We start from the raw sequence: 25,638 nt of genomic DNA, 5'->3' as shown, positions 1-25,638 counted from the left end.
AGACCCAACGAGTCGTGGTCGTTCATGTCACCCAGGTGACCCAGGTTGTCCAGCTTCGACTCCTGCAACGACGTCGCGATCGCGATCACCCACGCACGCGGCGGCAGGTTCATCTCCTTACCCGCCTCGATGATGGCCTTCGCGTTCGCCATCCGCTCCGGGGTCATCTCATACGTCGACTGGTCGCTCGGCACACCGCGGGTCATGAGCTGCTTGACCGACGGGGCGTCCGCCTTCTTGGCCTTGTCCTTGGCGTCGGCCTGCTCGACGATCTGAGTCGCGGTGACAGCGGTGGCCTTCACCGGCGCGGTGTCGGCGGCGTGTGCGGCGCTCGCCGGGCCGGCGACCAGACCGCCGACCATCGCCAGACCACTCACGGCCAGCACGGCGCGCTTCGAGTCGAACTTCGGCATCCAATGGGTGAAGATTTCACGGTTGAAAGTCACGACAGAAGTCCAATCACTCGGGGGGTTAGAAAAGCTTTCGGGGGGTTAAAGAAGAACAAAGTCGATGTGGTGTGCGATGAAACAGACATCAGGCACACGCCGAGACCAGGGACTGGACACCGGACCCGAACAAGAACTCCGATTCACGCGACCGCGATCTGCGGTGCGGATCCATCGGGGGGACCATCTATAACCACCGACCGCCGTCGGCGATTCCCGCCCACTTTCAGCGGGACCATATGTAACGACCGCAGCCGGTGGGCCATTCCCGCGTCCCGGCGGCCCGTCAAGATGAGCGGCGCGGGGACAGATGTAACGACCGCAGTCGGTCTGTCATTCCCACGTTCCCCCGGGCCGCAGAGTGAGCGACGCGGGGACCAGGTATAACGACCGGGTCCCCACCGGCATTCCGTGCCGCTGCCCTCCCGTCCACACACCCCACTCAGCCCAGGAGTGACCGGTCCGCCCAGACGTCACGGTTGACTCGCGCTGGAAGACGCACCCCGAACGGGCTGGGGCGGACGGGCCGGGTCGGGCGTCCCGGTCGGTGCGGATGGGCGGTGTCCTCCGACGCCGCCTCACCGTCAGATGCTCACCTGCTCCGCGCTGGGCGTCACGGCGCGACGTACGGCGGCGCGTTCGCGGGGACGACGTGCGGGCGGAATGTGAACACGTCGGGGTCCTCGGGTCGATCGTGGCGCTGGCCCAATTCGTGTCGGCGAAATGCGCCGTCGGGGCCGCGCTGTTCCACATGTCCGCCTGCAGCACGATCATGAAGGCCGACGAGCGGGCTTCGGTCGCCGCCGCGAACGCGTCGTCGAGCCGGGCGAGGTTGGCGGTGTTGCGGGCGGCGTACTCCGCCCGGTCACCGTCGATCTGCTTGCCGCTCGCGTTGAACTGGGGGGGCGTTGTTGCCGCTGCCGGGGATGTTGAGCCCGACATAGGTCACCGGACCATGCTGCCACCGGACGTTTTCGGGATAGCCCGACTGGCTGGAAGGCGATGCTCCGACGGCCGAACGATCGCGGCGTGCCGGCGAACGTGGTGCGGACGGGAGCGAGTCGCTCGCTGGGGTCGTAATCGCCGTTACCCGGCCGGTCACAGTCGGTCCACTCGTTGTCGCCGGGAACGTAGACCAGGGATCGTTGAACGAGTTGAAGTTGCCCACCGCGGCGTCATAGATCCGCTGGTCGCAGCGCTCTTTGCCGTTCTTGATGTCCCCGATGAACGTGGTGAAGGCGAGCCGGTGGGCGTTCATGTCGGCGATGACCGTCGGGGAACTGTGCCCGTCCCCGCTCACCGTAGGGCATGTCGCCGATCAAGCCGATCTGGTACCCGGACTCGCGACGGAAGGGACCGGCGGGCACGTGCCGGATACGCCAGTGGGCGCTTCCCCGGTCGGGGAAGCGCCCACTGTGTGTTCGTTGTTGCTATGCGATTGTCACTTGGCGATCTTGGCGTACGGGCCGTGGCCGTAAGTGCCCTGCACCAGCTCAGCGGCCATCTTCTCCCACTGCGCGTAGTGGTCCGGGAACGCCGAGACCTGCACCGTCTGCGCCGCCACCGTCAACGGCATCGTCTCGTAGCCCTCAACGCCCTGCAGACCCTTGTAGAACGCCTTCGCCGAGTAGTTCGGGTCGGTGATCTGCTCCGGCGTGCCCCAACCCGAGGACGGGCGCTGCTGGAACAGACCCAGCGAGTCGTGGTCGTTCATGTCACCCAGGTGACCCAGGTTGTCCAGCTTCGACTCCTGCAACGACGTCGCGATCGCGATCACCCACGCACGCGGCGGCAGGTTCATCTCCTTACCGGCCTCGATGATGGCCTTGACGTTCGCCATCCGCTCCGGGGTCATCTCATACGTCGACTGGTTGCTCGGCACGCCGTTGGTCATCAGCTGCTCCACCGACGGGGCGCCAGCCTTCTCGCTCTTGGCGCCAGCCTTCTTGTCCTTGGCGCCAGCCTTCTCGCTCTTGGCGTCGGCCTTCTTGTCCTTGGCGTCGGCCTTCTTGTCCTTGGCGTCGGCCTGGGCCACGATCTGCTCCGCCGACACGCTCGTGCGCGCGGTCGGGCTCTCGAGCTGAGCGCTCGCGGCAGCCGCCGGACTGGCACCAGCCAGCGCACCGAAGACCGCGAGACCCGACACCGCCAGAACGGCACGGTTCTTGTGCTCAGAAATAGCCTGCTTGAAGATTTCACGGTTGAAAGTCACAGCAAAAAGTCCAATCACTCGGGGGGTTAGAAAAGCGTTCGGGGGGTTAAAGAAGAACAAAGTCGATGCGGTGTGCGACGAACCAGACATCAGGCACACGAGACCCGGGACTGGGACAGAAACTCCGATTCACGCGACCGCGATCTGCGGTGCGGATCCATCGGGGGGACCATCTATAACCACCGACCGCCGTCGGCGATTCCCGCCCACTTTCAGCGGGACCATATGTAACGACCGCAGCCGGTGGGTCATTCCCGTATCCGAGCGGCCTGTAAAGGTATCGGCGCGGGGACCATATGTAACGTCCGGCTGGGGTCCGCCATTCCAGCCCCTGACAAGCGGAACATGTCGGGTGGGCGGCCAGCGTCTGTAACGACCCCCGGTTGCCGGGGATTCCCCCACGGCATCACGCCATCGCCAGGATCAGGGCGACTCCGGCGCGCCATGGCGAGCGATGAGTGTGAGGACCGCATGCCCGCGCGCCGCGACCTGCGCTCTCATCGCCATCAATCTATGCTCGTGCACGAGACGACCGTCGAGGCTGGGAGTCGATGTGCGCCAGAAATCCACCACGTCGCTGACGCGGCGTCACCTTCTCGCCGGCGCGGGCGCCGCCGCGGCTCTGCTGTGGACGCCGACCGGGACCGTCAGCCCGGCACAGGCCGATCCGCGTTGTCCTCCCCCACCCGACTTCCCCGTCTCGATCCCGCTGTTCCGGCGGACGTACGAGAACTGGGCCGGCGAGACCCGGATCGACCAGGTGTGGACGTGCGCGCCCGCCACCCCCGCGGACGTGGTGACGCTGGCCAACTGGGCCCGCGGCCACGGCTACGCGCTGCGGGCCCAGGGTTACCGGCACGGATGGGCGCCGCTGACGGTCACCGCCGCGACCACCTGCGCCGCCCCGGTCGTTCTCGTCGACACCACCCGCCACCTCAACGCCATGTCGATGGCCTCGGTCGAGCCCGCCGCCGTACACGTGCAGACCGGCGCCGCGCTGGAGACCGTGCTGGCGTTCCTCGGCAGCGCCGGGTACGGGGTGACCGCCACCCCCGCCCCCGGCGACCTGTCGATCGGCGGCGCGCTCGCGATCGACGCGCATGGGACCGCGGTGCCGGCGGCCGGCGAAACGCGCGTGCCGGGCACCACGTACGGGTCACTGAGCAACCTCGTCGTCTCCTTCACTGCGGTCGTCTGGGACCCGCCGCGCGGCAGTTACGTTCTGCGAACCTTTGACCGCGCCGACGCCGAGGCCGCGGTCTACCTGACTCATCTCGGCCGGGCCTTTCTCACCGAGGTGACGCTGCGCGTCGCGGCCGACCGCACCCTGCGCTGCCTCAGCCGGGTCGACATTCCCGCGGCCGAACTGTTCGCGCCCGCCGGCGCCGGCGGGCGTACCTTCGCGCGGTTTGTGGAGGAGAGCGGGCGGGTGGAGGCGATCTGGTTCGCCTTCACCGACAAGCCCTGGCTCAAGGTGTGGAGCGTCAGCCCGGTCAGGCCGGTGACCAGCCGACCTGTGACGAGCCCCTACAATTATCCGTTCTCCGACAACGTCCCGGAGCCGGTGGCCGAGCTCGCCGGTCAGATCGTCAGTGGGCAGTATCATCTCGCCCCACTGCTGGGGCAGGCACAGTTCGCGGCGACCGCCACCGGGCTGACGGCCTCGCTCTCCGCCGACATCTGGGGCGCGTCCAGGAACGTGCTGCTCTACATCAAGCCCAGCACGCTCCGCGTGCACGCCAACGGATACGCGGTGCTCACCCGCCGCGGCGACGTCCAGCGGGTGGTGCACGAGTTCACGCGCTTCTACGGCGCGCTGCTGGAGCGCTACGCCGCGCAGGGCCGATACCCGGTCAACGGGGCGGTGGAGATCCGGGTGACCGGACTCGACGATCCGAGCGATGTCGGCGTACCCGGGGCCACGACTCCCCCACTGTCGGCGATCCGCCCCCGCGCCGACCGTCCGGAGTGGAACGTCGCGGTCTGGCTCGACGTGCTCACCCTCCCCGGCACGGCCCACGCCGACGAGTTCTACCGCGAGCTGGAGGCCTTCGTCTTCGCCACCTACGACGGTTCGTGGGCGGGGGCGCGCGTCGAATGGTCGAAGGGCTGGGCCTACGGGGATCAGGGCGCCTGGTCGGATCCGACGATCCTCGACGAGACGGTCCCCGCATCGTTCCCGGCCGGTCCGGTCGCCGCCTGGCAGAGCGCCGTCGCCGTGCTCGACGCCTACGACCCGCACCGGGTCTTCACCAATCCGTTCCTGGACCGGCTGCTGAGCTGATCGCCGCGGGTCGGCTCAGCCGGGCAACAGCGTGGTGGGGATCTCGACCAGCCGGGACCGCAGATATTCGCCGAGCGCCTTCGCCTGCGGATCGGGTCGGGTGGACGCCGCCACGCCCTCGCCGAGCAGGCCGTGCACCACGAAGTTGACCGCCCGCAGATTGGGCAGCTCGTAGCGGGTGACCGGCAGCGCCGCCGCCTCCGGCAGCAGCGTGCGGAATCGCGCCAGGTCGAGGAAGTCGCGCAGCCATCCGTACGCCTCGTCCGAACGCGCCCAGAGACCGACGTTGGCGTCACCGCCCTTGTCGCCGGAGCGCGCGCCGACGAGCGTGCCGAGCGGCGCGCGGAGCGTCGCGGTCGGTGGCAGCGTGGTCGGTGGCAGCGTGGCCCGCCGCGGAGTGGATCCGGACAGCGCGGCGAACGGCCGGGCGGGCGGCCGCGGCGCGTCAACCACCGTGCCGTCGGAGAGCACGACCTGCTGATGTACGACGTCGACGGGGATCAGCGCCGGCCAGTGGACGCCGTATTCGGTCGGGTGGGCGGAGAGGTTCTCGACGAAGAAGCCGGGATAGCTGGAGAGCCCGGCCTCGGCGACCGCGGCGAAGAAGGCCCGACCGGCCTTCTCCTTCTCGGGATCCTTCACCGTGATGGTCAACCGGGCGACCGCCTCGGCGTTGGTCTCCGCGTCGGCGGTGTCGGTACGGGTCAGCCGGACGTCCACCTCGGCGAAGCGTTCCCGGCCGCCGACGGCGTCGGACCACGACCGCTCCGCGTACCGCGCCTTCGCCTCGATGTCGAGGCCGGTGAGGAGAAACGTCGCGCTGTTGCGGTAACCACCGCGGTAGTTGAGGCAGACCTTGAGCGTGTCGGGGGCGGGCTCGCCCCGGACGCCGGCGACCCGTACCCGGTCGGGCCCGTCCTGGGCCAGCGTGACCGTGTCGAACCGGGCGACGACATCCGGATTGAGGTAGGCGGGTGCGCCGATCTCGTACAGCAGCTGCGCGGTCACGGTGTCCACGGTGACCGCGCCGCCGGTGCCGGGATGTTTCGTGATGACGCACGAGCCGTCGGGCGCCAGCTCGGCGATGGGAAAGCCCGGACGGACCGGCTCGGCCAGTTCGGTGAAGAAGGAGAAGTTGCCGCCGGTGGCCTGCGCGCCGCACTCGATGATGTGGCCGGCGGTGACGGCCCCGGCGAGGCGGTCCCAGTCGTCGCAGGCCCAGTCGAAGGCCCAGGCAGCGGGTCCGACGACCAGGGAGGCGTCGCTGACCCGACCACAGATGACGACGTCGGCGCCGGCCCGCAACGCGGCGGCGATCCCCCAGCCCCCGAGGTAGGCATTGGCGGTCACCGGCTGCGCGGCGGCCTCGGCGAGCGGTTGCCCGGTGCCGAGGTGCGCCAGCGGGTGTCCGGCCCGCTGCAGTTCGGGCAGGCGCTGCAGGAGGTCGTCGCCGACCACGTGGGCCACCTTCGGCCGCAGGCCGGCGAGGCCGGCGAGCTCGCTGAGCTTCGCGGCGAGCCCGGCCGGGTTGAGGCCGCCGGCGTTGACGACCACCTTGATACGCCGCGCCAGGCAGGTGGCGAGGACGTCGCGCATCTGGACCGGGAACGAGGCCGCGTAGCCGCCGTCCGGGTTGCGTTGCCGGTCCTTCCACAGGATGAGCATGGTGAGTTCGGCGAGGTAGTCGCCGGTGAGCACGTCGATCGGGCCGCCCTCGACCATCTCCCGCGCGGCAGAGAGACGGTCGCCGTAGAAGCCGGAGCAGTTGGCGATGCGCAGGAGGTCACGCTTCTCGGCCATCGTCACGCTCCTTGGGGGGGTCGGCTGGTCGACACCGTACCGCGTCGTTCACGACGGCTGGCGGGACTGCCGCGGCTTCCCGCCCGTCGGCTCGGCCCGGCCGGACGGGCCATGCTCGGCCTCGGGGGTCATTTGCCGCCGACGCCGGCGAGGCCGGCGACCAGCCAACGGCGGGCGACGAGGTAGAGCAGGAACACCGGCAGGGTGGAGATCAGCACCGCCATCATCAGGCCCGGGATGTTGATGGCGAACTGCCCCTGGAAGTTCCAGAGGCCGAGCGTCACCACCCGGCTGCCCTGCTCGGAGGTGAGGATGAGCGGGAAGAGGAAACCGTTCCAGGCGTTGATGCCGGTGAAGATGCAGACCGTGCTGATGCTTCCCCGCGACATCGGAAGGACCAGCCGCCAGAAGATCCGGAACGCACCCGCGCCGTCCACCGTCATCGCCTCGTACAGCTCCCGCGACACGTCGCGCAGCGCGCCGGAGAGGATCAGCACCACCAGCGGGAGCTGGAACGCCACCGTCGGAAGGATGATCGCGGTCAGCGTCTCGAAGAGTCCGAGCTGGTCCATCATCCAGTAGACCGGGATGATGGTCGCCTGCGCCGGGATCGCCAGGCCGATCAGAAAGCCGCGGAAGGCGGCGCCGGCGAACCAGCTGGTGGACCGGACGATGCCGTACGCCGCGGGCAGCGCCAACACGAGCATCAGCGCGACGCTGCCGGCCGTCACGATCGCGGTGTTGCCCATGTAGGTGCTGAACCCGAATCGCCACACCTCCCGGACGTTGTCCACGGTGATGCTGTTCGGTAGCGAGAACGGCCCCTTCTGGTAGTCCGACCGCCGCTCCAGACTCCAGAAGATCATCAGCACGATCGGGACGGCGACGATCAGCAGCCAGACCGAGGTGAGCACGCCGGAGACGTAGTTGGGGCGTTCGACCGCGCGTCGGCGCGTCGGCGCGTCGTACGGGTCCCGCCGCCTGATGCCGGGCCGCTGGGGGGCGTCCGGGCCGTCGGCGCCGCGCGACGTCAGTACCGCCACGTCACAGACCTTCCAGTGTGGAGCGCATCTTGGCGAAGCCGGAGAAGCGCACGATCAGCAGGGACAGGACCGTGCCGAACACGACCAGCACGGTGGCGATGGTTGCCGCGAAGCTCAACTCGTACTGACGGAAGCCCTCCACGTACATCACGAACGGCAGCACGTGGGTCGCGTCGCCGGGTCCCCCGTTGGTCAGCAAAAGGATCGTCTCGAAGTAGGTGAGCGAGCCGACGATCATCAGCGTCGAGGAGGTGATCACGGTGTTGCGAAGCTGCGGCAGGGTGATGTGCCAGAAGGCCTCCCACCGGTCCACCCCGTCGACCACCGCCGCGTCGTAGAGCACCCGGGGGATGTTGCGCGCGCCGGCCTGGTAGAGCAGCGCGTGGAAGGGGACGAACTGCCAGGCCACGGTGAGCACGATGCAGGCGAGCGCCCCTCGCGGATGCCCGATGATGTTGCCGTCGGGAAACCCGATGTATCCACCGAGCTTCGCCGCCACCCCGAAGTTGGGATCCAGGATCGACTTCCACAGCAGGGCGATCGCGGCGCTGGAGAGCAGCAGGGGAAGGAAGAACACCGCCGACAGGATCGCCCGGTTGCGCTGCTGACCGGCCGCCCAGACGCCGAGACCGAGCGCGATCGGCGTCTGCGTCGCCCAGCACAGCACGGTCAGCAGCACGGTCGTGCCGGTCGCGGCGAGCACGGTGTCGTCGGTGAACAGCCGCTGCCAGTTGGCCAGCCCGGCCGGCTGCGGGTCACCGAGGCCGTTCCAGGTGGTGAACGAGAGCACGGCGACCCCGATGACGGGGAGCACCGCGAACGTGCCGAAGAAGAGCGCCGCCGGCAGGACGTAGAGGGCGTTCGGCCGGGGCGCCCGGTCAATGCCGCTGCGGAGCCGGCGCGGCCGCCACCGATCCACCGTCGGCGGCGGCGCGTCGGTTGTCGTGATCACTTGAGGTTCACCATCGCGGTGACGAAACCGGTCGCGTCGAGCTGCTTGAGGAAGACCTTCTGCAGGTTCGTCAGCATCGGCTGGGCGACCCGGTTGGCGATCGCCTGATCCCAGGAGAGCTGGAAGCTCGACGCGTCCCGCACCATGCCGTAGACGAACCGCGCGAACTCCGGGCTCGGTGACCGGTCGAACCGGCTCTCGATGTCGGCGATCGCGGGCACGTCACCGCGGCCGATGTAGTCGTCCACGTAGGCGTCGCTCGCCATCTCCTTGAGGAAGGCGATCGACGCTTCCACGTTGTCCGAGCTCTTGGTCACCGAGAAGTAGTTGGTGGGGTTGCCGACGATCGCCTTCGGGTTGCCCGTGCCGCCCTCGATCGCCGGGAAGGTGGCGAAGCCGAGCGCGCTCCTGGCGAACTGCGGCTGCTCGCGTACCTGGTTGGTGTACTCCCACGAGCCCATCAGGTGCATCGCGGCGCGTCCCTGCGCGAAGAGGGTGCCCGAGCCGCCGGTCTCGTAGCCGACCGAGGCGAAGTTGCTGGCGAAGCCACCCCGGTCGACCAACTCGCGGATCTTGTCGATCGCGCCCGCGATCGCCGGGTCCTTCCAACCGTCGCTGTCGCCGTCGGCGATCCGCTGGAACGGCTGCGGCCCGCCGAGCCGGTCGACGAAGTATTCCAGCCACATCAGCAGCGTCCACGTCTGCGAGCCGGCGACCGCGAACGGCGTGATGCCGGCCTTTTTCAGCTCGTCGACGAAGGCGAGCATCTGCGACCACGTCGCCGGCGGCTGCTGCACGCCGACCCGCTTGAGCACGTCCTTGTTGTAGTAGAGGATGACCGGCTGCATACCGCGGTTGGGGATGCCGTAGAACGCGCCACCGATCTTGCCGGACTCCAGCACCGACGGGATCCACTTGGCCTTGAAGGCGGCGTCCTCGTTCAGCGTCGGCGTGAGGTCGACGAGCAGGCCGGCGTCCACGTACTCCCGGATGCTGCCGCTGCCCCAGTTGAAGAAGATGTCCGGTTGCGTGCGACTGCCCATCGCCACCCGGAGGCGGTCGCGGTAGGGGTCGTTGGCGAACGGGGTGATCTTCGCCTTCGCCTTGTGCGCCGCGTTGAAGCGGGTCACCGCGCCGTTCTGCACCGCGTTCTGCGCCTCGTCCTGCAGCACCCAGACGTCGAGGTCGCCGGGGGCCTCCAATCCGCCACCGCCCTTCGGGTCGTCACCGCAGGCCGAGGTGCCGAGGATCAACGCGCCGGCCCCCGCGCCGGCAAGGCCCATCACCGTTCGCCGGGAGACGGGCGATCGATGGGAGATCTGCGTCGGGGTGGTCATATGAGCCGCCGTCCCTTCGAAGAGGCCTGTTCGCGCCGCGACAGACCGGGTCGTGAAGTGCGTCTGCACAGAGTCCAGCGGTCCGTAACTTTTCGGTGCTGGCCCCGATAATTCGTGGTGATGTGGCGCACGCTACGACGCGGTGAGGAAACGGTCAAGGCCTATGTCTGCAGGAAGGTCGGCGATACGGTGAGGCGACTTCGCCCTCGACGCCGGGGCTAGTTTCCGGAAATATGTCGGAAGCAACCCGAGCCGGCCGGGATGGCGATCCGTGGCCCGCAGCGGCTGCGGAACAGCGTGGAACAGCGACAGGAGGCCGCCCGTGAGCAGCGACGGCAACGCAACAGATGCCGGCCGGACCCGCACCGGGGACGGTGGACACCAGGTGACGACGGTGCACGATGGACAACTCCTCGCCGCCCCGGCAGATGGCCGCCACCCGGTGCCGCCACTCCGCCCCGACCCCTGGCAGGACGCGTCGCTTCCCGTCGCACGGCGCGTGGACGATCTGCTCGCCCGGCTGACGCTCGAGGAGAAGGTGGCCCAGCTGTACGGGATGTGGCTCGGCGCCGCCGCCACCGACCAGGACATGGCCCCGCACCAGCACGACCTCGTCGAAGAGACCCTGGACTGGGCCACGCTGATCCGCGACGGTCTCGGCCAGCTCACCCGCCCCTTCGGCACCGCGCCGCTCGACCCGGCGCTCGGGGCCCACGCCCTGGCCCGGCTGCAGACCGAGCTCGTCGCCGCCAGCCGGTTCGGCATCCCGGCGATCGCCCACGAGGAGTGCCTTTCCGGCTTCATGACCTGGGGCGCCACCGTCTACCCCACCCCGCTCGCCTGGGGCGCCAGTTTCGACCCCGCCCTCGTGGAGCGGATGGCCGCGCAGATCGGCGCCGCGATGCGGCAACTCGGTGTCCACCAGGGACTCTCGCCGGTCCTCGACGTGACGCGCGACCCGCGGTGGGGACGCACCGAGGAGACCATCGGTGAAGATCCGTACCTCGTCGCGACGATCGGGACCGCCTACGTACGCGGCCTCCAATCCACCGGCATCGTCGCCACCCTCAAACACTTCGCCGGCTACTCGGCCTCCCGGTCCGGTCGCAACTTCGCCCCGGTCGCGGTCGGCCCGCGCGAACTCGCCGACACGCTGCTGCTCCCCTTCGAGATGGCCATCCGCGACGGCGGCGCACGCTCAGTCATGCACTCGTACACGGAGATCGACGGCGTGCCCTCCGCCGCCGACGGCGAACTCCTCACCGGCCTGCTCCGCGAGACGTGGGGATTCACCGGCACGGTCGTCTCCGACTACTTCGGGGTGTCGTTCCTGCAGTCGCTGCACCGGGTCGCGGCGACTCCGGCGGAGGCGGCCGGGCTCGCTCTGGCCGCCGGCATCGACATCGAGCTCCCCGCCGTACGCTGCTTCGGGCCGCCCCTGATCCGGGCCGTCCGCGAGGGACGGGTCCCGGAGTCGGCCGTGGACCGCGCCGCGCGGCGGGTGCTGCGGCAGAAGTGCGAACTGGGTCTCCTCGACCCCGACTGGCAGCCCACCCCGACCGCGCTCACCGTCCGCACCGCGACGGAGGGCGGCGACCCGGATGGTGTCCCGGGAAGCATCGACCTCGACCCGCCCCGGCACCGCGAGCTCGCCCGCGAGCTCGCCGAGGAGTCCGTGGTGCTGCTCGCGAACGACGGAACGTTGCCGCTGCGCCCCGGCGCCCGGATCGTGCTCGTCGGACCGCTCGCCGACTCCCCCGCCGCCATGCTCAACTGCTACTCCTTCCCCAGCCACGTCGCCACCGAGCACCCCGACCTCGCCGGCGGCGTCGCCATCCCCACGCTGCTGCAGGCGCTCCGCGCCGAACTGCCCAGCGCCGCGCTCTCCCATGTGGCGGCGGGCACGATCGACCGGCAGGAGATGCCGGGCATCGTGGCGGCGGCCGCCGCGGCCGGGAACGCGGATATCTGCGTGGCGGTGGTCGGCGACCGGGCCGGGCTGTTCGGTAACGGGACCTCCGGCGAGGGCTGCGACGCCGAGGATCTGACGCTGCCGGGGCAGCAGGGCGAGTTGCTCGACGCCGTGCTGGCCACCGAGACGCCCGTGGTTCTCGTCGTGCTCAGCGGCCGCCCCTACGCGCTGGGACGGTACGCGGACCGGCTCGCCGCCGTAGTGCAGGCGTTCTTCCCCGGCGAGGAGGGCGGATCGGCGGTCGCGGGGGTGCTCACCGGCCGGGTCTGCCCCTCGGGGCGTCTGCCGGTCAGCGTCCCCCGCCGCCCCGGTGGTCAGCCGGCGACCTACCTCGCGCCGCCGCTCGGCCACCGCACCGAAGTCAGCTCGATCGACCCGACCGCCCTCTACCCCTTCGGCCACGGCCTGTCCTACACCTCGTTCTCCTGGGAGAACGTCCGGATCGACGGCGAACCGGTGCCGGCCGGGCGGCCGGTCGAGCTCGGCACCGACGCCGCACTGACCCTGTCGCTGACGGTGCGCAACACCGGTGACCGTCCCGGCGCCGAGGTCGTCCAGCTCTACCTGCACGACCCGGTCGCCCAGGTGACCCGCCCGGTCATCCGGCTCACCGGGTACGCGCGGGTCGCGCTCGCGCCCGGCGAGGCTCGCGCGGTGGATTTCCGGGTGCACGCCGACCTCGCCTGCTTCACCGGGCGGGCCGGCGAAAGGATCGTCGAGCCGGGCGAGCTGGAACTGCGCCTCTCCGCCTCCAGCGCCGATGACCGGCACACCGTCGCGCTCCGGTTGGTCGGCCCCGAGCGCCGGGTCGACCACCGGCGGCAGCTGGCCGCGGAGGTGACCGTCCGGTAGCCGCCCCCCATTCGCCAAGGAAGCCGCCGACACCACGGACCGGCGGAAGCGGGTCTGACACGCCGCGGGATGGGCACATCCATCGCATGATCCTCGTCGGCACCTCCGGATGGCAGTACCGCGACTGGCGCGACCGGTTCTATCCCGCCGGGCTGCCGCAGCGGTGCTGGCTGGAGCACTACGCCGCGCACTTCGCGACGGTGGAGGTCAACAACGCCTTCTACCGGCTGCCCGAACGCGCCACGTTCGCGCAGTGGCGGGCTCGTACGCCGGACGACTTCTGCGTCGGAGTGAAGATGAGCCGCTATCTGACGCACATCAAGCGGCTCCGGGAGCCGGCGGAGCCGGTCGAACGGTTCCTGAGCCGGGCGAGCGCGCTCGGCGACCGACTCGGCCCGGTGCTCCTGCAACTGCCGCCCACCCTGCGCGCGGACATCGCGGCGCTGGACGAGACGCTCGCCCTCTTCCCACCCGAGGTGCGCGTCGCGGTCGAGCCCCGGCACCGCAGTTGGTGGAGCGACGAACTGCGGGCGACGCTGACCAGGCGCGGGGCGGCGCTGTGCTGGGCCGACCGCCGGGGCCGACCCGTCACGCCACTGTGGCGGACGGCGGACTTCGGCTACCTGCGGCTGCACGAAGGGCTGGCCGATCCCCGTCCCCGCTACGGGCGGGCCGCCCTGACGTCCTGGATCGACCGGCTCGCCGACACGTATGGCGACGGCGCGCCGTCGTACGTGTTCTTCAACAACGACCCCGCCGGCGCGGCGGTGACCGACGCCTCCGCGCTGGCCAGGACGGCCGCGCGGCGGGGCATGGCGGTCACCCGCACGCCATGACCCGCGTGATCAGGGACCGTGGCCACGACGCGCCGACGACGCGCCGGAGTTGGTCCCTGATCGCGCGGATCGTCAGTGCTGCTGCAGACCGCCGGCGCCGACACTGCCGACCAGTCGACCGCCCTGCTGCCCATCCGGGGCGTAGACCAACGGGGTGTCGACGAGGTGCTCGGCGAGCATCCACGCCTGGATCTCCCCCTTGCGGATGACCTCGGAGACCACCAGGTCGTTGGTGCCGTCATCGCCCATGTCGGCCGCCTCCCGGGCGGTCTCCCGCGCACAGGTGAGGATGATCTCGTGTGCCTGGAGCAGACGCGAGAGCATCGACGGCACCTCCTCCACCCCGTTCGGGGCGCGCGGCACCTGGGTGATCTCGGCGACGTGGCGGGGGTCGCCGACCGCCGTCCCGCCCAGAGTCTGGACCCGCTCGGCCAGCAGGTCGACGATCGCCAACTGCTCCGTCGCGTGCTTGTCGAGCAGCAGATGCAGCTGAAAGAAGGTCACTCCGCGCATCAGCCAATGGTGCTTCTTGTAATGCGAGTACAGGATCTGGGTGTCGGCCAGCATGCGGTTCAACCGCTCGCACGACCGCATCCGCGTCTCGAAGGGCAATGCGATCGGCAACTGCCGGACGGTGCCGAACGGCTGGATCTCCTTGCCGTACGAGTGCAGCCACGGCTGGCTGCCCCCTGGGGTCGTCATCTCGGCTCCCGATGGTGGTGTCGACCCGATCGGGTCGAGGGCGGTCGCCGGCCGGCCGTCGCAGCCGGTCGGATCGGACTGGGTCAGAGCGTGGCTGTCACGCCGGCATCATCGACATCAGTTCCTTGGGCATCGTGGACTTCACGTCGTCCCACTCCCCGTCGGTGATGTACGGCCGCAGCGCGGTCAGAACGGTCTGCACGAGGCGCTCGATCCCACCGTCGATCTCGAAGCGGAAGTCGCTGCGGACCCGGGCCAGGAATTCGCTGCGCCCCATCTTCTTCGGCACCGATTCCGGTTCCCAGCCGTCGTAGTAGACGCCGCGGATCACCAACGGCAGTTGGGCGGCGAGATGGACGGCCTCGCCGACCGGCAGACGATCACGCAGGCAGTGCAGGACCGCCCGCATCGCGAGGTAGGACTGGTTCCGGCGCTCCTTCGGCCAGCCGTACGCCTGCTCGATGTCCTTGAGGACCTTGTTGGTCTTCTCCACGCTGCTGTCGAGAGCGTTTACTTGCGCACTGGTCATCTCTGCGGCCCTTCTCGAGTCAGGAATGCGGGAGGCAGCGCCGCGCAACCCGCACCACTCACTGCCACCTCGACGTAGGAAGAGCGTTCCGCGCGGGCGGGTGAGCACGCCTCACCCGATCAAGATGAGAAGAGTCCGCAGGGCGGGATCTCCACGGATCAGGCGGCGTCGAGCAGGCTCGCCAGGGTGGCCGCGTTGCGCTGCGCGGCGTCCCCCGCGCAGTTGTTCATCAGCACGTGGGTCCGCTCCGTCTCGTCGGCGAGTTGCCTCAGCCTCGGCGCCCATTCCCGCAGTTCGTCGTCGGAGTAGCGGTAACCGAACTTCTCCTGGATGTCCTTGCTGGTCCACCGCTCGCTATGGCCGTGGAACCGCATCACCGCCAGGTCGGAGGTGGCGGCGAGCACCGGGGGGACCGACGAGCGGTGTCCCTGCGGCATGTCGACACACACGTACGGCAACGCGTGGGCGCGCAGGAACTCCAGCGTCTCGTCCCGGTTGTCCCCCGAGAACCACGAGGCGTGGCGGAACTCGAAAGCCGGCCGCAGCGGCCGGCAGCGTCGCTCCACCTCCAGCAGGTACTGCTTGTGCGCGCGGGTGATGGTGAACCAGGGCGGAAACTGGAAGAGGAGCACGCCGAGCCTGCCGGCCGCCACGAGCGGATCAAGCGCGGAGAGGAACCGCGTCCAGACTTCCTCGTACACCTGCGGGCTCAGGTCGTCGGGGTAGACGGTCTTCTTCTCCGTCTCCGGGCGCAGATCCTTGTACAGCGCGGCCACCCGCGTGGGGTGGCCGGTGAGCAGGCTGAACGCCTTGACGTTGAAGGTGAAGCCGGGAGGCGTGCGGGCGGCCCACAGCGCCGCCGTCTGCTCCGCGGGCGGCGAATAGTAGGTCGCGTCGACCTCGACCAGAGGGAACTGGCTCGCGTAATAGCCGAGCCGCTTCTCCGGGGTGTCCGCCGAATTCGGGTACCAACCGGACTCCAGCAGCGTCCGGTCAGTCCACGAAGCCGTGCCCACCTTGATCTCACCCATGCCGTCGCTCCCGGCGAGGCCGGACCGCCGTTACGCAGCCCGCCGCTCGCGGGCCTGCTTGCAGGTCACACAGGAGGTGGCCGACGGGAAGATCTCCAGCCGCTCGACGGGGATCGGCACGGCGCAACCCTCGCAGAAGCCGTAGGTGCCTTCGGCGAGCCGCGCAAGCGCGCGCTCGAACTGCACGCGCCGATCGAGGATGGCGAGGATCAGGTACTGAGCCGTCTCGCGCTCCGCGGTCTTCGTGCCGCTGTCGACCTGGTCGTCGCCCGCCGTGTCGCCCCCCTCGACCAGCCGGAGCACCTGGTTCTCCGCGACCGCCCGCTCGTATTCGGCGGTCAGCTCGTCGTAACGGGCCTGCAGCGAGCCGCGGATCTGTTCCGTGTCCGCGAGTGACCGGACACGATCGGGGTTCTCCGTCTTCGCGACCTGGGAACCCGCGGCGACCGCACCATTGACCAGCATGCTCGCTCCTTCCATGGGACGACCGTGGCACTCCTCGGGGAACGGACCGGGTGATCCGCACGATGCGCCGTGACGGCCCGCGAGATACCCGGACGGTCATCGCGTCAAACCGCCCGTCCGGCGCGTTATCTCTCCTCCACCACGGCGGGGTGCCGCGGGTCGTCGAGCCGCACCACCACGTCCGCGAAGAGCGCCGGGGCGACCTCCTCGTCATAGCGGGTGAAGGCGGGCAGGGTCCAGGCGTCCTCGGGCGACGTGCGGCGGGCCAGGGCGCCGGGCGAGAGCACCAGATGCACCAGAACGTCGAACGGGAGGGCGCCGCCGAGCAGCAGCGGACCACTGACGAGCACGACCGCGGCCGGCGGCAGCGTGATGTAGTCGGCTCGGCTCGCCCGCTCGGTGTCCGCGTTCCACAGCGACGGCAGGATCCGTCCGGTGCCGCCGGGACCTGCCGGGTCGAGCACCTCCCGGCGCAGCCCCGTCTCGTCCAGCCAACCGCCGTAGAAGGCGTCCGCGTTGCTGCGACCGAACTCGTAGCGCAGCGAGGCGGGGCGGAGAAACCCCCGGGCGGAGATCGGTACGGCGGGGCGGCCCCGCGTCCGTAGCGGATCGACCAGCGCCTCGGCGAGCCGCTCCGGCACGGCTGCCGGCGCGCCGTCCACGGCTACCCGGAGCCGCTGCTCCGGCCGCTCGCCGGCGAGCCGCTCCGCCAGCTCCTCGACGAGCAGCTCGGGCGTGATGGGTCGGATCCTCACCGACCCATCGTGCCTGGTGCGGGCGGGAGAGCTCCGGGCGGTCAGCCGTTGTGGTCGATCGTGATCACGACATCGTCGGCGAGGCGGTAGCCGACCCCGTAGACGGTGGTGATCAGCGGCATCCGGTCGCCGACCTTGACCCGTAGCCGTCGAATGTGGACGTCGACGGTGCGCACGCCGGTGTGCTCGTAGCCCCATACCGCCGTGAGAAGCTGCAGCCGGGTGAAGACCCGGCGCGGGTTTTCCACGAAATGCAGCAGGAGATCGAACTCGAGCCGGGTCAACGGCAGCAGCTCGCCGTCGAGGAGCACCGAGCGTGACGCGGAGAGAATGTGCAACCCGGCCGGCTCGGGCGTCACCGGCTGCGGGGGTGGGGTCGGGGCCGCGGACGGACGCCGGGGCACCGGCACCGGATGGGGATGATCGCCGTGCGCCGGCGAAACGATCACACTCCCTTCCCCGCACTCCAGCATCTCGCGCGCCGCCTCGAGCAGGCGGCGGGCCGGCGGGGTGAGCGCCTCCTCGCAGGCGAGGGGGATCGAGAGGGTGACGGTCAGGGTCGGCGCTCCCGGGTTGGCGGGGCGCCGTGAGGCCACCGGGGGCCGGCCCGGTCCGGCGGGTTGGGAGGTGTGCCATCCAGCACGCGACGACGCGGGGCTGACCGACATGGTCCTCCTTGACAGATCCGGACATCTCAACGCGCGCAATGGCACGCGTGAGCGACTCCCCAGGAAGCACGGCGCCCCGGCGGGAAAGAACAACACACGGGGAGACGCCCGAAGGCACCGCACGTGACGATGCTGCCGGCCCCCCGCGCTCCGGTCAATAGTCTCGGCGTTGCATAAATGTGACAATCGACAAACGCAACGTAGTCGATCGCTCGCTAATCAGGGCCTGCGCTAGTGGTAATGGCGGCCCGGCAGGATAGGCTCATGCGTGGAGTGCTGACCGGGTTCGCTGCTCTTTGGACGGTCACCCTGGTCGGCTATCTGCTCGGTCGGCACGAGCTGCTCGGGCCGCACGCCACCACCGCCCTCACCCGACTCGTCTTCTTCATCGCCGCGCCGGCACTGCTCTTCACCACGCTCGCGACCTCGCCGCTCGACGAGGTCTTCACCGGCGCGCTCGCCGCCTTCGTGGTCAGCACGATCGTGGTCGCCGTCGGCTACGTGACGGTGGCCCGATTCCTCTGGCGGCGGCCCGCCGCCGAGGTCACCGTCGGCGCCCTCTCCGCCTCGTACGTCAACACGGCCAACCTCGGCATCCCGGTCGCGGCGTACGTGCTCGGCGACGTGTCCTTTGTGGCCCCGGTGCTTCTCTTCCAGGTGCTGCTCGCCTCTCCGCTCGCGCTGGCGGTGCTCGACGCCACCGCCGCCGCCCGGCGTCCGCCGCTCCGGCGCCTCGCGCTGCTCCCCGTCCGCAACCCGATCATGCTCGCCTCGGCGGCCGGTCTCGCCGTCACCGCCTCCGGGTGGCACCCGCCCGCCGAGGCGCTGCGACCGTTCACGCTCATCGGCTCGGCCGCCGTGCCGTTGGCGTTGCTCGCCCTGGGCATGTCCCTGCCGGGCAGCCGGCCGCTGGCCGCCGGCGGCGAGGCCCGCGAGCGATACACCGCGGTGGCGCTGAAAGTGGTGGCCCAGCCCGTCGTGGCATACCTGGTCGCCCGCTTCGCGCTCGGCCTGACCGGCCCGACGCTGCTCGCCGCCGTGGTCACCTCGGCGCTCCCCACCGCGCAGAACGTCTTTGTCTTCGCCACGCGGTACCAGCGGGGCGAGGCGGTCGCCCGCGACAGCATCGTGCTCTCCACCCTCGCCGCGGCCGTGTCGCTGACGGTCATCGCCGCCGCGCTCCACTGAGCACGGACGTCGAGCGTCGCGGTCAGCCGTCGCGGTTGATGCCCACCCGGGCGTCGTCGGCAAGCCGGTAACCGACGCCGTAGACGGTCGTCACCATCGGAACCCGCTCCCCCAGCTTGGCGCGGAGCCGCCGCACGTGCACGTCCACGGTCCGGGCGACGGCGTTCTCGTAGCCCCACACGCCGCTCAGCAACTGCCGTCGGGTGAAGACCCGGCGCGGGTGCTCGACGAGGAAGAGCAGGAGATCGAACTCAAGCCGGGTGAGCGGCACGCGCTCGCCGGCGCGTGTCACCGTGCGCGAGGCGGCGAAGATCCGCACCGCCGGCGCGTCGCCGGGATCGGTGGTCGCGACCCGCCCGATGGGGCCGCCGGGCAGCGGCGGGCGGACGGGGCCGCCGCCGACCGTCACCCTTGCCTCACCCTGGTCGACGAGGTCCCGGACCAGCTCCAACAGGCGGAACGCCTGCGGGGTCAGGGTCTCGCCGGCGAGGGAGATGTCGAAGGTGACGGTCAGGCTCGGAGCGCTGCCGTCGCCCCCCACGGCGGGTTGTCGCGGGACGCGCGACGCCCCGGACGACTGGTACGCGCGCGGTGAGATCGCGATGACCGACATGCGGCCTCCTTGTGACTCGATGTGCCGCCCCCGCGCAGGGTCGCGCGGCGCGTCAGCGGGTCGCCCGCCCGGCGGTCGCCGGCGGTACGGCGGTCAGGTGTGCGGAGAGGTCCGTGGGCCCGAAGGCGGGCAGCCCGGCCGATCGCCACGCGGCGAACCCGCCCACGATGTCGGTGGCGCGGCGCAGCCCGAGATCCTGCAGGGCGGCGGCCGCCAGGGACGACGTATAACCCTCCTGGCAGAAGATCACCACGGGCAGGTCGTACCGGTCCGCGATCGGCAGCCGCGCGGCACTGCGCGGATCGAACCGCCACTCGAGCACGTTCCGCTCGACGATGAGCGCCCCCGGCACGGCGCCCGTCGCGGCGCGTTGAGCCGCCGGACGGATGTCGACCAGTACGGCCCCACCGCGATAGGCGAGGTGCCCCTCTTCAGGGTGGAGACGGCGCAACCGGCCCCGGGCGGCCGTCAGGATCGTGTCGATGCCACGCGAGCCGGCCGGCGGCCGTGGCCCACGACAGCTGGACGCCTCGATGCTCCTCGCGCTCACCGCGCCCCACCTCCGTTCGCGACTGCGGGGGCTTACCACGCCACCCCCGCGCGCGCCACCTCGGCGACCCGCAGTCCGCCGCGGGCGTCGAGGTGGTAGCGGGTCATGCTGCGCAGGGCGGGTGCGTAGACGTGCACGCTGATCGCCGGGTCGCCGCCACGGTTGACGATGCGGTGGATGTGGTGGGTGCCGAATCGACGGCCGGCCCCGGCGACGAGCACCGCGCCGCGCGACTCTCCGCCGGCCACGGTCTCCTCCACCAGAGCGCCCGAGAGCACGACGAACGCGCCGGCCGATCCCCCGTGGTCGTGCAGCTCCGTTTCCTGCCCCGGCAACCAGGTGAGCAGCCAGGCTTCGTGATCGGGTCGCTCCGCGATGCGGGCGTACCACCGGTCAACGGGATCGAACCGCGGCCGGACCGGCCACCGATCGGGGTCGGCCGCGTAACGGCCGGCGATGGCGAGCAGGTCAGGGCGGGCGGTGCCGGAGAAGGTCATGCGAGTTCCTCGACGCGAGACGGAAGGCCACTGCGCGACAGCTTAGCCGATAATGCCTATGGGTTTAATAGGACATCGGCAGTGATCTGCCGTCCGCCGGCGAAAACACAGCTCGACGCTCCCCCCGCCGCAAGCACGGCAAGATCCCTAGAATGTACGAATTGTCATTCTTTTTCCATCCGATCCAGACCAGCTGACCGATGAGGAGAGCACCCCGCGCCCGCACCGGGCGTGCCTCAATCGAAAGGCGATGGTCGTGGCGACATCGCACAACCAGGGACTGCGGCAATCGACGGTCAACCGCGCCGCCGCCTGCACCCTCCTTCTCATCACCGGCCTCCTCATCTTCAGTGTCTGGATGGTGAACGGCGCGATCAACCAGGAGACCGCGGCGTTCGAGCGCCAGGCGCAGTTCAAGGCGCTCGCCATCGAGTTGAACGGGGCGTCGGACCTGCTGACCGACGAGGCCCGCAAATACTCCGCCAACGGAGATCGCGCGCATCTCGACAAGTACTGGCGCGAGATCACCGAGACGAGGACCCGCGACAAGGTTGTCGCCCGACTGCGCGAACTCGGCGCGGGGAGCGACGAACTCGCGCTGGTGGACGAGGCGAAGGCGAAGTCCGACGCGCTGGTGCAGACCGAGTCACGCTCCCAGCGGCTGATGCTCGAGGCGGCCGGGGTGAAGCCCGACGAGATGCCACCGGCCATCGCCCAGTTCACCCTCGCGCCAACCGACCGGGCCCTCAGCCCGCTCGCCAAGCGCGAGATCGCCCGGTCGATCATGTTCGACGCCAAGTACGACCAGGACAAGAGCGTGATCGCGGAGCCGATCAGCAAGTTCGAGACGCTGATGAACGGCCGCGCCGAGCAGGCGGTCCGGGACGCGCAGCAGTCGACCAAGACCTCGGTGCAGGTGCTGATCGGCCTCGCCGTGCTCCTGCCCCTGGCGATGGGAGCCGTCGTCTACCTCTATGCCAGCAAGGTGGGCAAGATCGTCGTGCGCTACACCGACGCGCTACGCGGCCGGGACCAGAACGACCTCACGTTCCGGCTGGAGGCCGCCGGGACCCGCGAGCTGCACGCTCTCGGCGGGGCATTCAACGACGAACTGGACCGTACGCTGCACCTGGTGCAGGCGGTGGCGGGCAACTCGGAGACGCTGGCCTCCTCGTCGCACGAACTCTCGGTCACCAGCGAGCAGGTCGCGACGAGCGCTGACCAGGCCAGTGACCAGGCAGGGCTGGTTTCGGCGGCGGCGGAGCAGGTCTCACGCAACGTGCAGACAGTCGCGGCCGGCGCGGAGGAGATGGGCGCGTCGATCCGGGAAATCGCGCAGAACGCCAACGAGGCCGCCCGGGTCGGGCACGACGCGGCCACCGTCGCCACCGCCACCACCGAGGCGGTCGCGAAGTTGGGTGCGTCGTCGGTCGAGATCGGCAACGTCATCAAGGTGATCACGTCGATCGCGGAACAGACCAACCTGCTCGCCCTCAACGCCACCATCGAGGCCGCCCGTGCCGGGGAGACCGGCAAGGGCTTCGCCGTGGTCGCCAACGAGGTCAAGGAGTTGGCGCACGAGACCGCGAAGGCGACCGAGGACATTTCCCGCCGCATCGGGGCGATCCAGGGCGACACCCAGGTCGCGGTCGCCGCGATCGAGCAGATCACGCAGGTCATCGGCAGGATCAACGACTACCAGACGACGATCGCGAGCGCGGTCGAGGAGCAGAGCGCCACGACCAACGAGATGAACCGAGGCGTGTCGGAGGCCGCGACCGGCTCCGGTCACATCGCCGAGAACATCTCCGGCGTCGCCATGGCGACCCAGACCGCGGCCGCCGGCATCGCCGAGGCCAAGCGGGCGACCGCCGAACTGGCGCGGATGAGCGGCGAGCTGCAGCGGCTGATCGCCGACTACCGCTACTGATCGCAGGATCGACTCACCGGCCCACCCCGCTGGCCCGCCCCCGGCTGATCGCCGGGAGCGGGCCCGCTGGTCGTTCGCGCACGCGCTCCGGCGTACGTCGTACCGCCCGGTCGGGCGCCCCGGGCCGGCCAGGGGTCGGCACGACCGGTCAGGCGAGGCCGAGCAGCTCGGGCGCGGTCGCCAACGACCGGAAGTGCTCGCCGGGCGCGGACAGCAGCTTGCGCTCGTCGAGGTCGAGCAGCCCCGCGACGCCGATCAGCTCGGCGGAGAGGGTGCCGTCGACCCGGCGCAGCTCCTGCACGACCCGGAACGTCTTTCCCTCACTCCAGACAAAGGCGCAGGTCACGTCGAGTTCGTCGCCGCCGCGCAGCTCGCTGCGGTAACGGATGGTGGTCTCCAGCGCGACGGGCCCGACCCGGGTGGCGAGCAGCCGCTCCTGGGAGACGCCCGCCGCGCGCAGGCATTCCCAGCGGGCGTGCTCGGCGTACTGGAGGTAGACCGCCTGGTTGACGTGGCCCTGGGTGTCGAGCTCGTAGCCCCGCACCGTGATCCGTACCCGAAAGTCCCCGCTCATGCCCCCGCCTCCGTCACCGCGCGGCCACTCGCCGGCCGGCCTGGCGCAGGCTACCGAACGTCTCCCGACGCGTGATCTCAGGTCGTGCCCCAGACCGCGCCGACCCGGGCCGCGATCGCCTCGCCCTGCGCCACCCCGGCCGCGAGCGAGACCGCGGTGCGCGAGGCGTCGAGGACATTGGGGCCGATCGCCTCCTCCGCCGCCTCGTCCGGCGACACCAGGATCGACCGCACGTCCCCCAGCTCGCGGAGCTCCGCCTCCGGGGAGGTGCGGAACAGACCGACGACCGGGGCGATGACCACCACCGCCTTGGCGCCCGCCGCGAGGTCCGCGTTGGTCACCGACCGCACGCCGCCGTCCATGTAGCGGCCACCATTGATCGACACCGGCGGAAAGACGCAGGGTACGGCGCAGCTGGCGGCCACCGCCCGGACGAGCGGGATGCCGTCGGCGTCGTCCCAGGCGGCGGGTTCCCCGGTGTTGGCGTCGACGACCGTGATGACGAGCCGCGGTTGGGCCGGCCAGTCGTGCACCGGCAGCAGCGCGGCGAAGCGGTCGACCTGCACACGGTCCTCACCCAGTGGGGCGGCGAGCGCCAACCGCCCGAGGCGGGCGCGGGCATCCGCGGACTCCAGCGCGGTGTCCGAGACGATCCCGAACGCCTGGGCGATGAGCGAGAGATCCAGCTGCAGGGAGAGCTCCTCGCCGCCGCCTCCCGCGGCCTGGAAGAACGAGACGGCCTGGTCGAGGTCGACCGCGGTCGCCACCAGCGCACCCACCACGGAGCCGGCCGACGTGCCGACGATCAGGTCCGTGGTGCTGAGGTCGACCCCCACGTTGCGGAGCCCTGCCAGCAGACCGATCTCCCAGGCGATCCCGGTCACCCCTCCGCCACCAAGCACGAGCGCACGGGCCATGTCCCCTCCTCCGTCGTCGGCTTCGCGTCCATTCCTACCCAGCGGCGAAGGATCGCGGACAGTTCCGGCGGAATTCGGCGATCATTGCGGCCACGCATCCGCTGCGGACCTCAGCTGCGCGCCGGCTCCCAGACCGAGCAGTCGTGGGCGAAGAGGACCCGGCGCGGGTCGAAGTCGAGCATCCGCATCTCCCCATCCTCGCCACGACGGCGCCGGGGTCAACGATGTTCGCGCTCGGCGCAGCGGGGAACCCGACCGGTTGAGCCCGGTTGATTCGGCTGCTTCAATATCCGCGGGAACCCGGGCCGGTCACGTCATCACCCATCGCACCGTGACAGGAGATCACCATGCTCCGCAGGCCCATTCTCGGGGCCGCCCTGGTCGCGCTCGCCGCGCTCTTCGGACTGCTCGTCGCCAGGCCCGCCCTGCCCGCCCCTCCCGCACCCGCCCTTGCCGCCGCTCCCGCACCCGTCCGGGTCATGCCGCTCGGCGACTCGATCACCGGCTCCCCCGGCTGCTGGCGCGCCCTGCTCTGGAACCGACTGCAGAACACCGGCCACACCAACATCGATTTCGTCGGCACGTTGGGCCCACAGGGATGCGGACAGCCGTACGACGGGGACAACGAGGGACACGGGGGGTTTCTGGCGACCAACGTGGCCAACCAGAATCAACTGCCCGGCTGGCTCTCGGCCACCCGCCCCGACATCGTGCTGATGCACTTCGGCACCAATGACGTCTGGAGTAACGTCCCATCAGCGACCATCCTCGGCGCGTACGGCGCGCTGGTCGATCAGATGCGCGCCAGCAACCCCACCATGAAGATCATCGTCGCGCAGATCATCCCGCTGGCGCCGACCAGTTGCGCCGAATGCGGGCAGCGCGCGGTCACGCTGAACAACGCCATCCCGGCCTGGGCGGCCGGAAAGACGACGCGCGAATCGCCGATCACGGTGGTCGACCAGTGGAGCGGGTTCAGCACCGCCGCCGACACGTACGACGGGGTGCACCCCAACGCCGCCGGTGACCAGAAGATGTCCGACAAGTGGTACCCGGCGTTGACGACGGCGCTCACCGGCGGCACGCCGACCATGCCGCCGACCACCCCGCCGCCGACCACCCCGCCAACGACCCCGCCGACGGGCGGTGGTTGTTCAGCGAGCTACCGGATCGCCAGCCAGTGGCAGGGCGGCTTTCAGGGCGAGGTGACCGTCCGAAACAACACAACGACCCCGATCACCGGTTGGACCGTGCGGTTCGTCTTCGCCGACGGGCAGCGGATCAGCCAGTCGTGGAACGGCACGGTGACCCAGAGCGGAGCGAACGTCACGGCGAAGAACGTGAGCTGGAACGGCAACCTGGCCGCCAACGCCAGCACGGCCTTCGGGTTCATCGCCCGCCCGAGCGCCACCATCTGCTGCTGGCCGCCGGAGAGCAGCGACACCTTCTGGTGCGTCCGGTCACGCAGCACCGGAAACAGGTCCA

23 protein-coding genes and 1 pseudogene are annotated in these 25,638 nt (G+C 70.3%); 6 read left to right on the top strand and 18 right to left on the bottom strand.

Annotated elements, in window-relative coordinates; all coding sequences use genetic code 11:
- The 3 genes and pseudogenes from AB0J06_RS24380 to AB0J06_RS24370 all read right to left on the bottom strand — a co-directional run.
- A pseudogene (locus AB0J06_RS24380) lies at window positions 1-446 on the bottom strand (hypothetical protein); the annotation flags it as partial.
- An 865-nt stretch (window positions 447-1,311) separates the two neighbouring features.
- Window positions 1,312-1,704, bottom strand: coding sequence for a hypothetical protein (locus AB0J06_RS24375; RefSeq protein ID WP_357431662.1), 393 nt, complete (start codon window positions 1,702-1,704; stop codon window positions 1,312-1,314).
- A gap of 183 nt (window positions 1,705-1,887) precedes the next feature.
- The gene (locus AB0J06_RS24370) at window positions 1,888-2,658 is read right to left on the bottom strand and encodes a hypothetical protein (protein WP_357431660.1); all 771 of its coding nucleotides are present in this window, start codon (window positions 2,656-2,658) and stop codon (window positions 1,888-1,890) included.
- Window positions 2,659-3,211: 553 nt separating this feature from the next.
- Between AB0J06_RS24370 and AB0J06_RS24365 the strand changes: the two genes are divergently transcribed.
- Window positions 3,212-4,942 (top strand): cholesterol oxidase substrate-binding domain-containing protein, encoded by a 1,731-nt coding sequence (locus AB0J06_RS24365; protein ID WP_357431658.1) that lies wholly within the window; start codon window positions 3,212-3,214, stop codon window positions 4,940-4,942.
- Window positions 4,943-4,957: 15 nt separating this feature from the next.
- Here AB0J06_RS24365 and AB0J06_RS24360 read toward each other — a convergent pair whose 3' ends face one another.
- The 4 genes from AB0J06_RS24360 to AB0J06_RS24345 all read right to left on the bottom strand — a co-directional run bounded on the left by AB0J06_RS24360 (window position 4,958) and on the right by AB0J06_RS24345 (window position 10,074).
- Window positions 4,958-6,742 carry an acyclic terpene utilization AtuA family protein gene (locus AB0J06_RS24360; protein WP_357431656.1) on the bottom strand — a complete coding sequence of 595 codons (1,785 nt, stop codon included), beginning with the start codon at window positions 6,740-6,742 and terminating at the stop codon, window positions 4,958-4,960.
- Between the two features lie 128 nt (window positions 6,743-6,870).
- Window positions 6,871-7,785 carry a carbohydrate ABC transporter permease gene (locus AB0J06_RS24355; protein ID WP_357431654.1) on the bottom strand — a complete coding sequence of 305 codons (915 nt, stop codon included), beginning with the start codon at window positions 7,783-7,785 and terminating at the stop codon, window positions 6,871-6,873.
- A 1-nt stretch (window position 7,786) separates the two neighbouring features.
- Complete coding sequence (locus tag AB0J06_RS24350; protein WP_357431652.1) at window positions 7,787-8,737, bottom strand: sugar ABC transporter permease; 951 nt, start codon at window positions 8,735-8,737, stop codon at window positions 7,787-7,789.
- Window positions 8,734-10,074, bottom strand: a complete 1,341-nt coding sequence (locus tag AB0J06_RS24345; protein WP_357431650.1) for an extracellular solute-binding protein — start codon at window positions 10,072-10,074, stop codon at window positions 8,734-8,736. Before AB0J06_RS24345 ends, AB0J06_RS24350 begins: the two co-directional genes overlap by 4 nt.
- Window positions 10,075-10,396: 322 nt before the next feature.
- Here AB0J06_RS24345 and AB0J06_RS24340 point away from each other — a divergent pair, with 322 nt between their 5' ends.
- Window positions 10,397-12,898: a glycoside hydrolase family 3 N-terminal domain-containing protein gene (locus AB0J06_RS24340; protein WP_357431648.1), complete on the top strand. Its 2,502-nt coding sequence runs from the start codon at window positions 10,397-10,399 to the stop codon at window positions 12,896-12,898.
- 86 nt (window positions 12,899-12,984) lie between these two features.
- Window positions 12,985-13,734, top strand: coding sequence for a DUF72 domain-containing protein (locus AB0J06_RS24335; RefSeq protein WP_357431646.1), 750 nt, complete (start codon window positions 12,985-12,987; stop codon window positions 13,732-13,734).
- 72 nt (window positions 13,735-13,806) lie between these two features.
- Here the strand turns inward: AB0J06_RS24335 and AB0J06_RS24330 are convergent, their stop codons facing one another.
- The 6 genes from AB0J06_RS24330 to AB0J06_RS24305 all read right to left on the bottom strand — a co-directional run bounded on the left by AB0J06_RS24330 (window position 13,807) and on the right by AB0J06_RS24305 (window position 17,884).
- A complete protein-coding gene (locus AB0J06_RS24330; RefSeq protein WP_357431644.1) occupies window positions 13,807-14,436 on the bottom strand; it encodes a DNA starvation/stationary phase protection protein in 630 nt (209 codons plus the stop codon).
- A gap of 97 nt (window positions 14,437-14,533) precedes the next feature.
- Window positions 14,534-14,965 carry a DUF2267 domain-containing protein gene (locus tag AB0J06_RS24325; RefSeq protein ID WP_357431642.1) on the bottom strand — a complete coding sequence of 144 codons (432 nt, stop codon included), beginning with the start codon at window positions 14,963-14,965 and terminating at the stop codon, window positions 14,534-14,536.
- 158 nt (window positions 14,966-15,123) lie between these two features.
- A complete protein-coding gene (locus AB0J06_RS24320) occupies window positions 15,124-15,996 on the bottom strand; it encodes a DUF72 domain-containing protein (protein ID WP_357431640.1) in 873 nt (290 codons plus the stop codon).
- Between the two features lie 30 nt (window positions 15,997-16,026).
- The gene (locus tag AB0J06_RS24315) at window positions 16,027-16,461 is read right to left on the bottom strand and encodes a TraR/DksA C4-type zinc finger protein (RefSeq protein WP_357431638.1); all 435 of its coding nucleotides are present in this window, start codon (window positions 16,459-16,461) and stop codon (window positions 16,027-16,029) included.
- A 125-nt stretch (window positions 16,462-16,586) separates the two neighbouring features.
- Window positions 16,587-17,216 (bottom strand): uridine kinase, encoded by a 630-nt coding sequence (locus AB0J06_RS24310; protein ID WP_357431636.1) that lies wholly within the window; start codon window positions 17,214-17,216, stop codon window positions 16,587-16,589.
- A gap of 41 nt (window positions 17,217-17,257) precedes the next feature.
- Complete coding sequence (locus AB0J06_RS24305) at window positions 17,258-17,884, bottom strand: winged helix-turn-helix domain-containing protein (RefSeq protein WP_357431634.1); 627 nt, start codon at window positions 17,882-17,884, stop codon at window positions 17,258-17,260.
- Window positions 17,885-18,148: 264 nt separating this feature from the next.
- Here AB0J06_RS24305 and AB0J06_RS24300 point away from each other — a divergent pair, with 264 nt between their 5' ends.
- Window positions 18,149-19,072, top strand: a complete 924-nt coding sequence (locus tag AB0J06_RS24300; protein WP_357431632.1) for an AEC family transporter — start codon at window positions 18,149-18,151, stop codon at window positions 19,070-19,072.
- Between the two features lie 22 nt (window positions 19,073-19,094).
- Here AB0J06_RS24300 and AB0J06_RS24295 read toward each other — a convergent pair whose 3' ends face one another.
- Genes AB0J06_RS24295 through AB0J06_RS24285 form a run of 3 tightly spaced genes read right to left on the bottom strand, consistent with a single transcriptional unit; the run spans window position 19,095 to window position 20,732 of the window.
- Window positions 19,095-19,685, bottom strand: a complete 591-nt coding sequence (locus AB0J06_RS24295) for a winged helix-turn-helix domain-containing protein (RefSeq protein ID WP_357431630.1) — start codon at window positions 19,683-19,685, stop codon at window positions 19,095-19,097.
- Window positions 19,686-19,737: 52 nt separating this feature from the next.
- Window positions 19,738-20,235 carry a rhodanese-like domain-containing protein gene (locus tag AB0J06_RS24290; RefSeq protein WP_357431628.1) on the bottom strand — a complete coding sequence of 166 codons (498 nt, stop codon included), beginning with the start codon at window positions 20,233-20,235 and terminating at the stop codon, window positions 19,738-19,740.
- A gap of 32 nt (window positions 20,236-20,267) precedes the next feature.
- On the bottom strand, window positions 20,268-20,732 hold the full coding sequence (locus AB0J06_RS24285) for a cysteine dioxygenase family protein (RefSeq protein ID WP_357431626.1): 465 nt from the start codon (window positions 20,730-20,732) through the stop codon (window positions 20,268-20,270).
- A gap of 256 nt (window positions 20,733-20,988) precedes the next feature.
- Between AB0J06_RS24285 and AB0J06_RS24280 the strand changes: the two genes are divergently transcribed.
- A complete protein-coding gene (locus AB0J06_RS24280) occupies window positions 20,989-22,662 on the top strand; it encodes a methyl-accepting chemotaxis protein (RefSeq protein ID WP_357431624.1) in 1,674 nt (557 codons plus the stop codon).
- Between the two features lie 148 nt (window positions 22,663-22,810).
- On the opposite strand, the gene AB0J06_RS24275 is transcribed toward AB0J06_RS24280, so the two are convergent.
- Together AB0J06_RS24275 and AB0J06_RS24270 are read right to left on the bottom strand one after the other, a co-directional pair.
- Window positions 22,811-23,236, bottom strand: coding sequence for an acyl-CoA thioesterase (locus AB0J06_RS24275; RefSeq protein WP_357431622.1), 426 nt, complete (start codon window positions 23,234-23,236; stop codon window positions 22,811-22,813).
- A gap of 77 nt (window positions 23,237-23,313) precedes the next feature.
- A complete protein-coding gene (locus tag AB0J06_RS24270) occupies window positions 23,314-24,153 on the bottom strand; it encodes a patatin-like phospholipase family protein (RefSeq protein WP_357431620.1) in 840 nt (279 codons plus the stop codon).
- 347 nt (window positions 24,154-24,500) lie between these two features.
- Between AB0J06_RS24270 and AB0J06_RS24265 the strand changes: the two genes are divergently transcribed.
- On the top strand, window positions 24,501-25,638 hold a 1,138-nt coding region (locus AB0J06_RS24265), incomplete at its 3' end, for a cellulose binding domain-containing protein (RefSeq protein WP_357431618.1).

Source organism: Micromonospora sp. NPDC049679, assembly GCF_040659735.1.
Classification (GTDB): Bacteria; Actinomycetota; Actinomycetes; order Mycobacteriales; family Micromonosporaceae; genus Micromonospora_I.
Note: the sequence above shows the minus strand (reverse complement) of the source record. Positions and strands in the feature narration are given on the sequence as shown.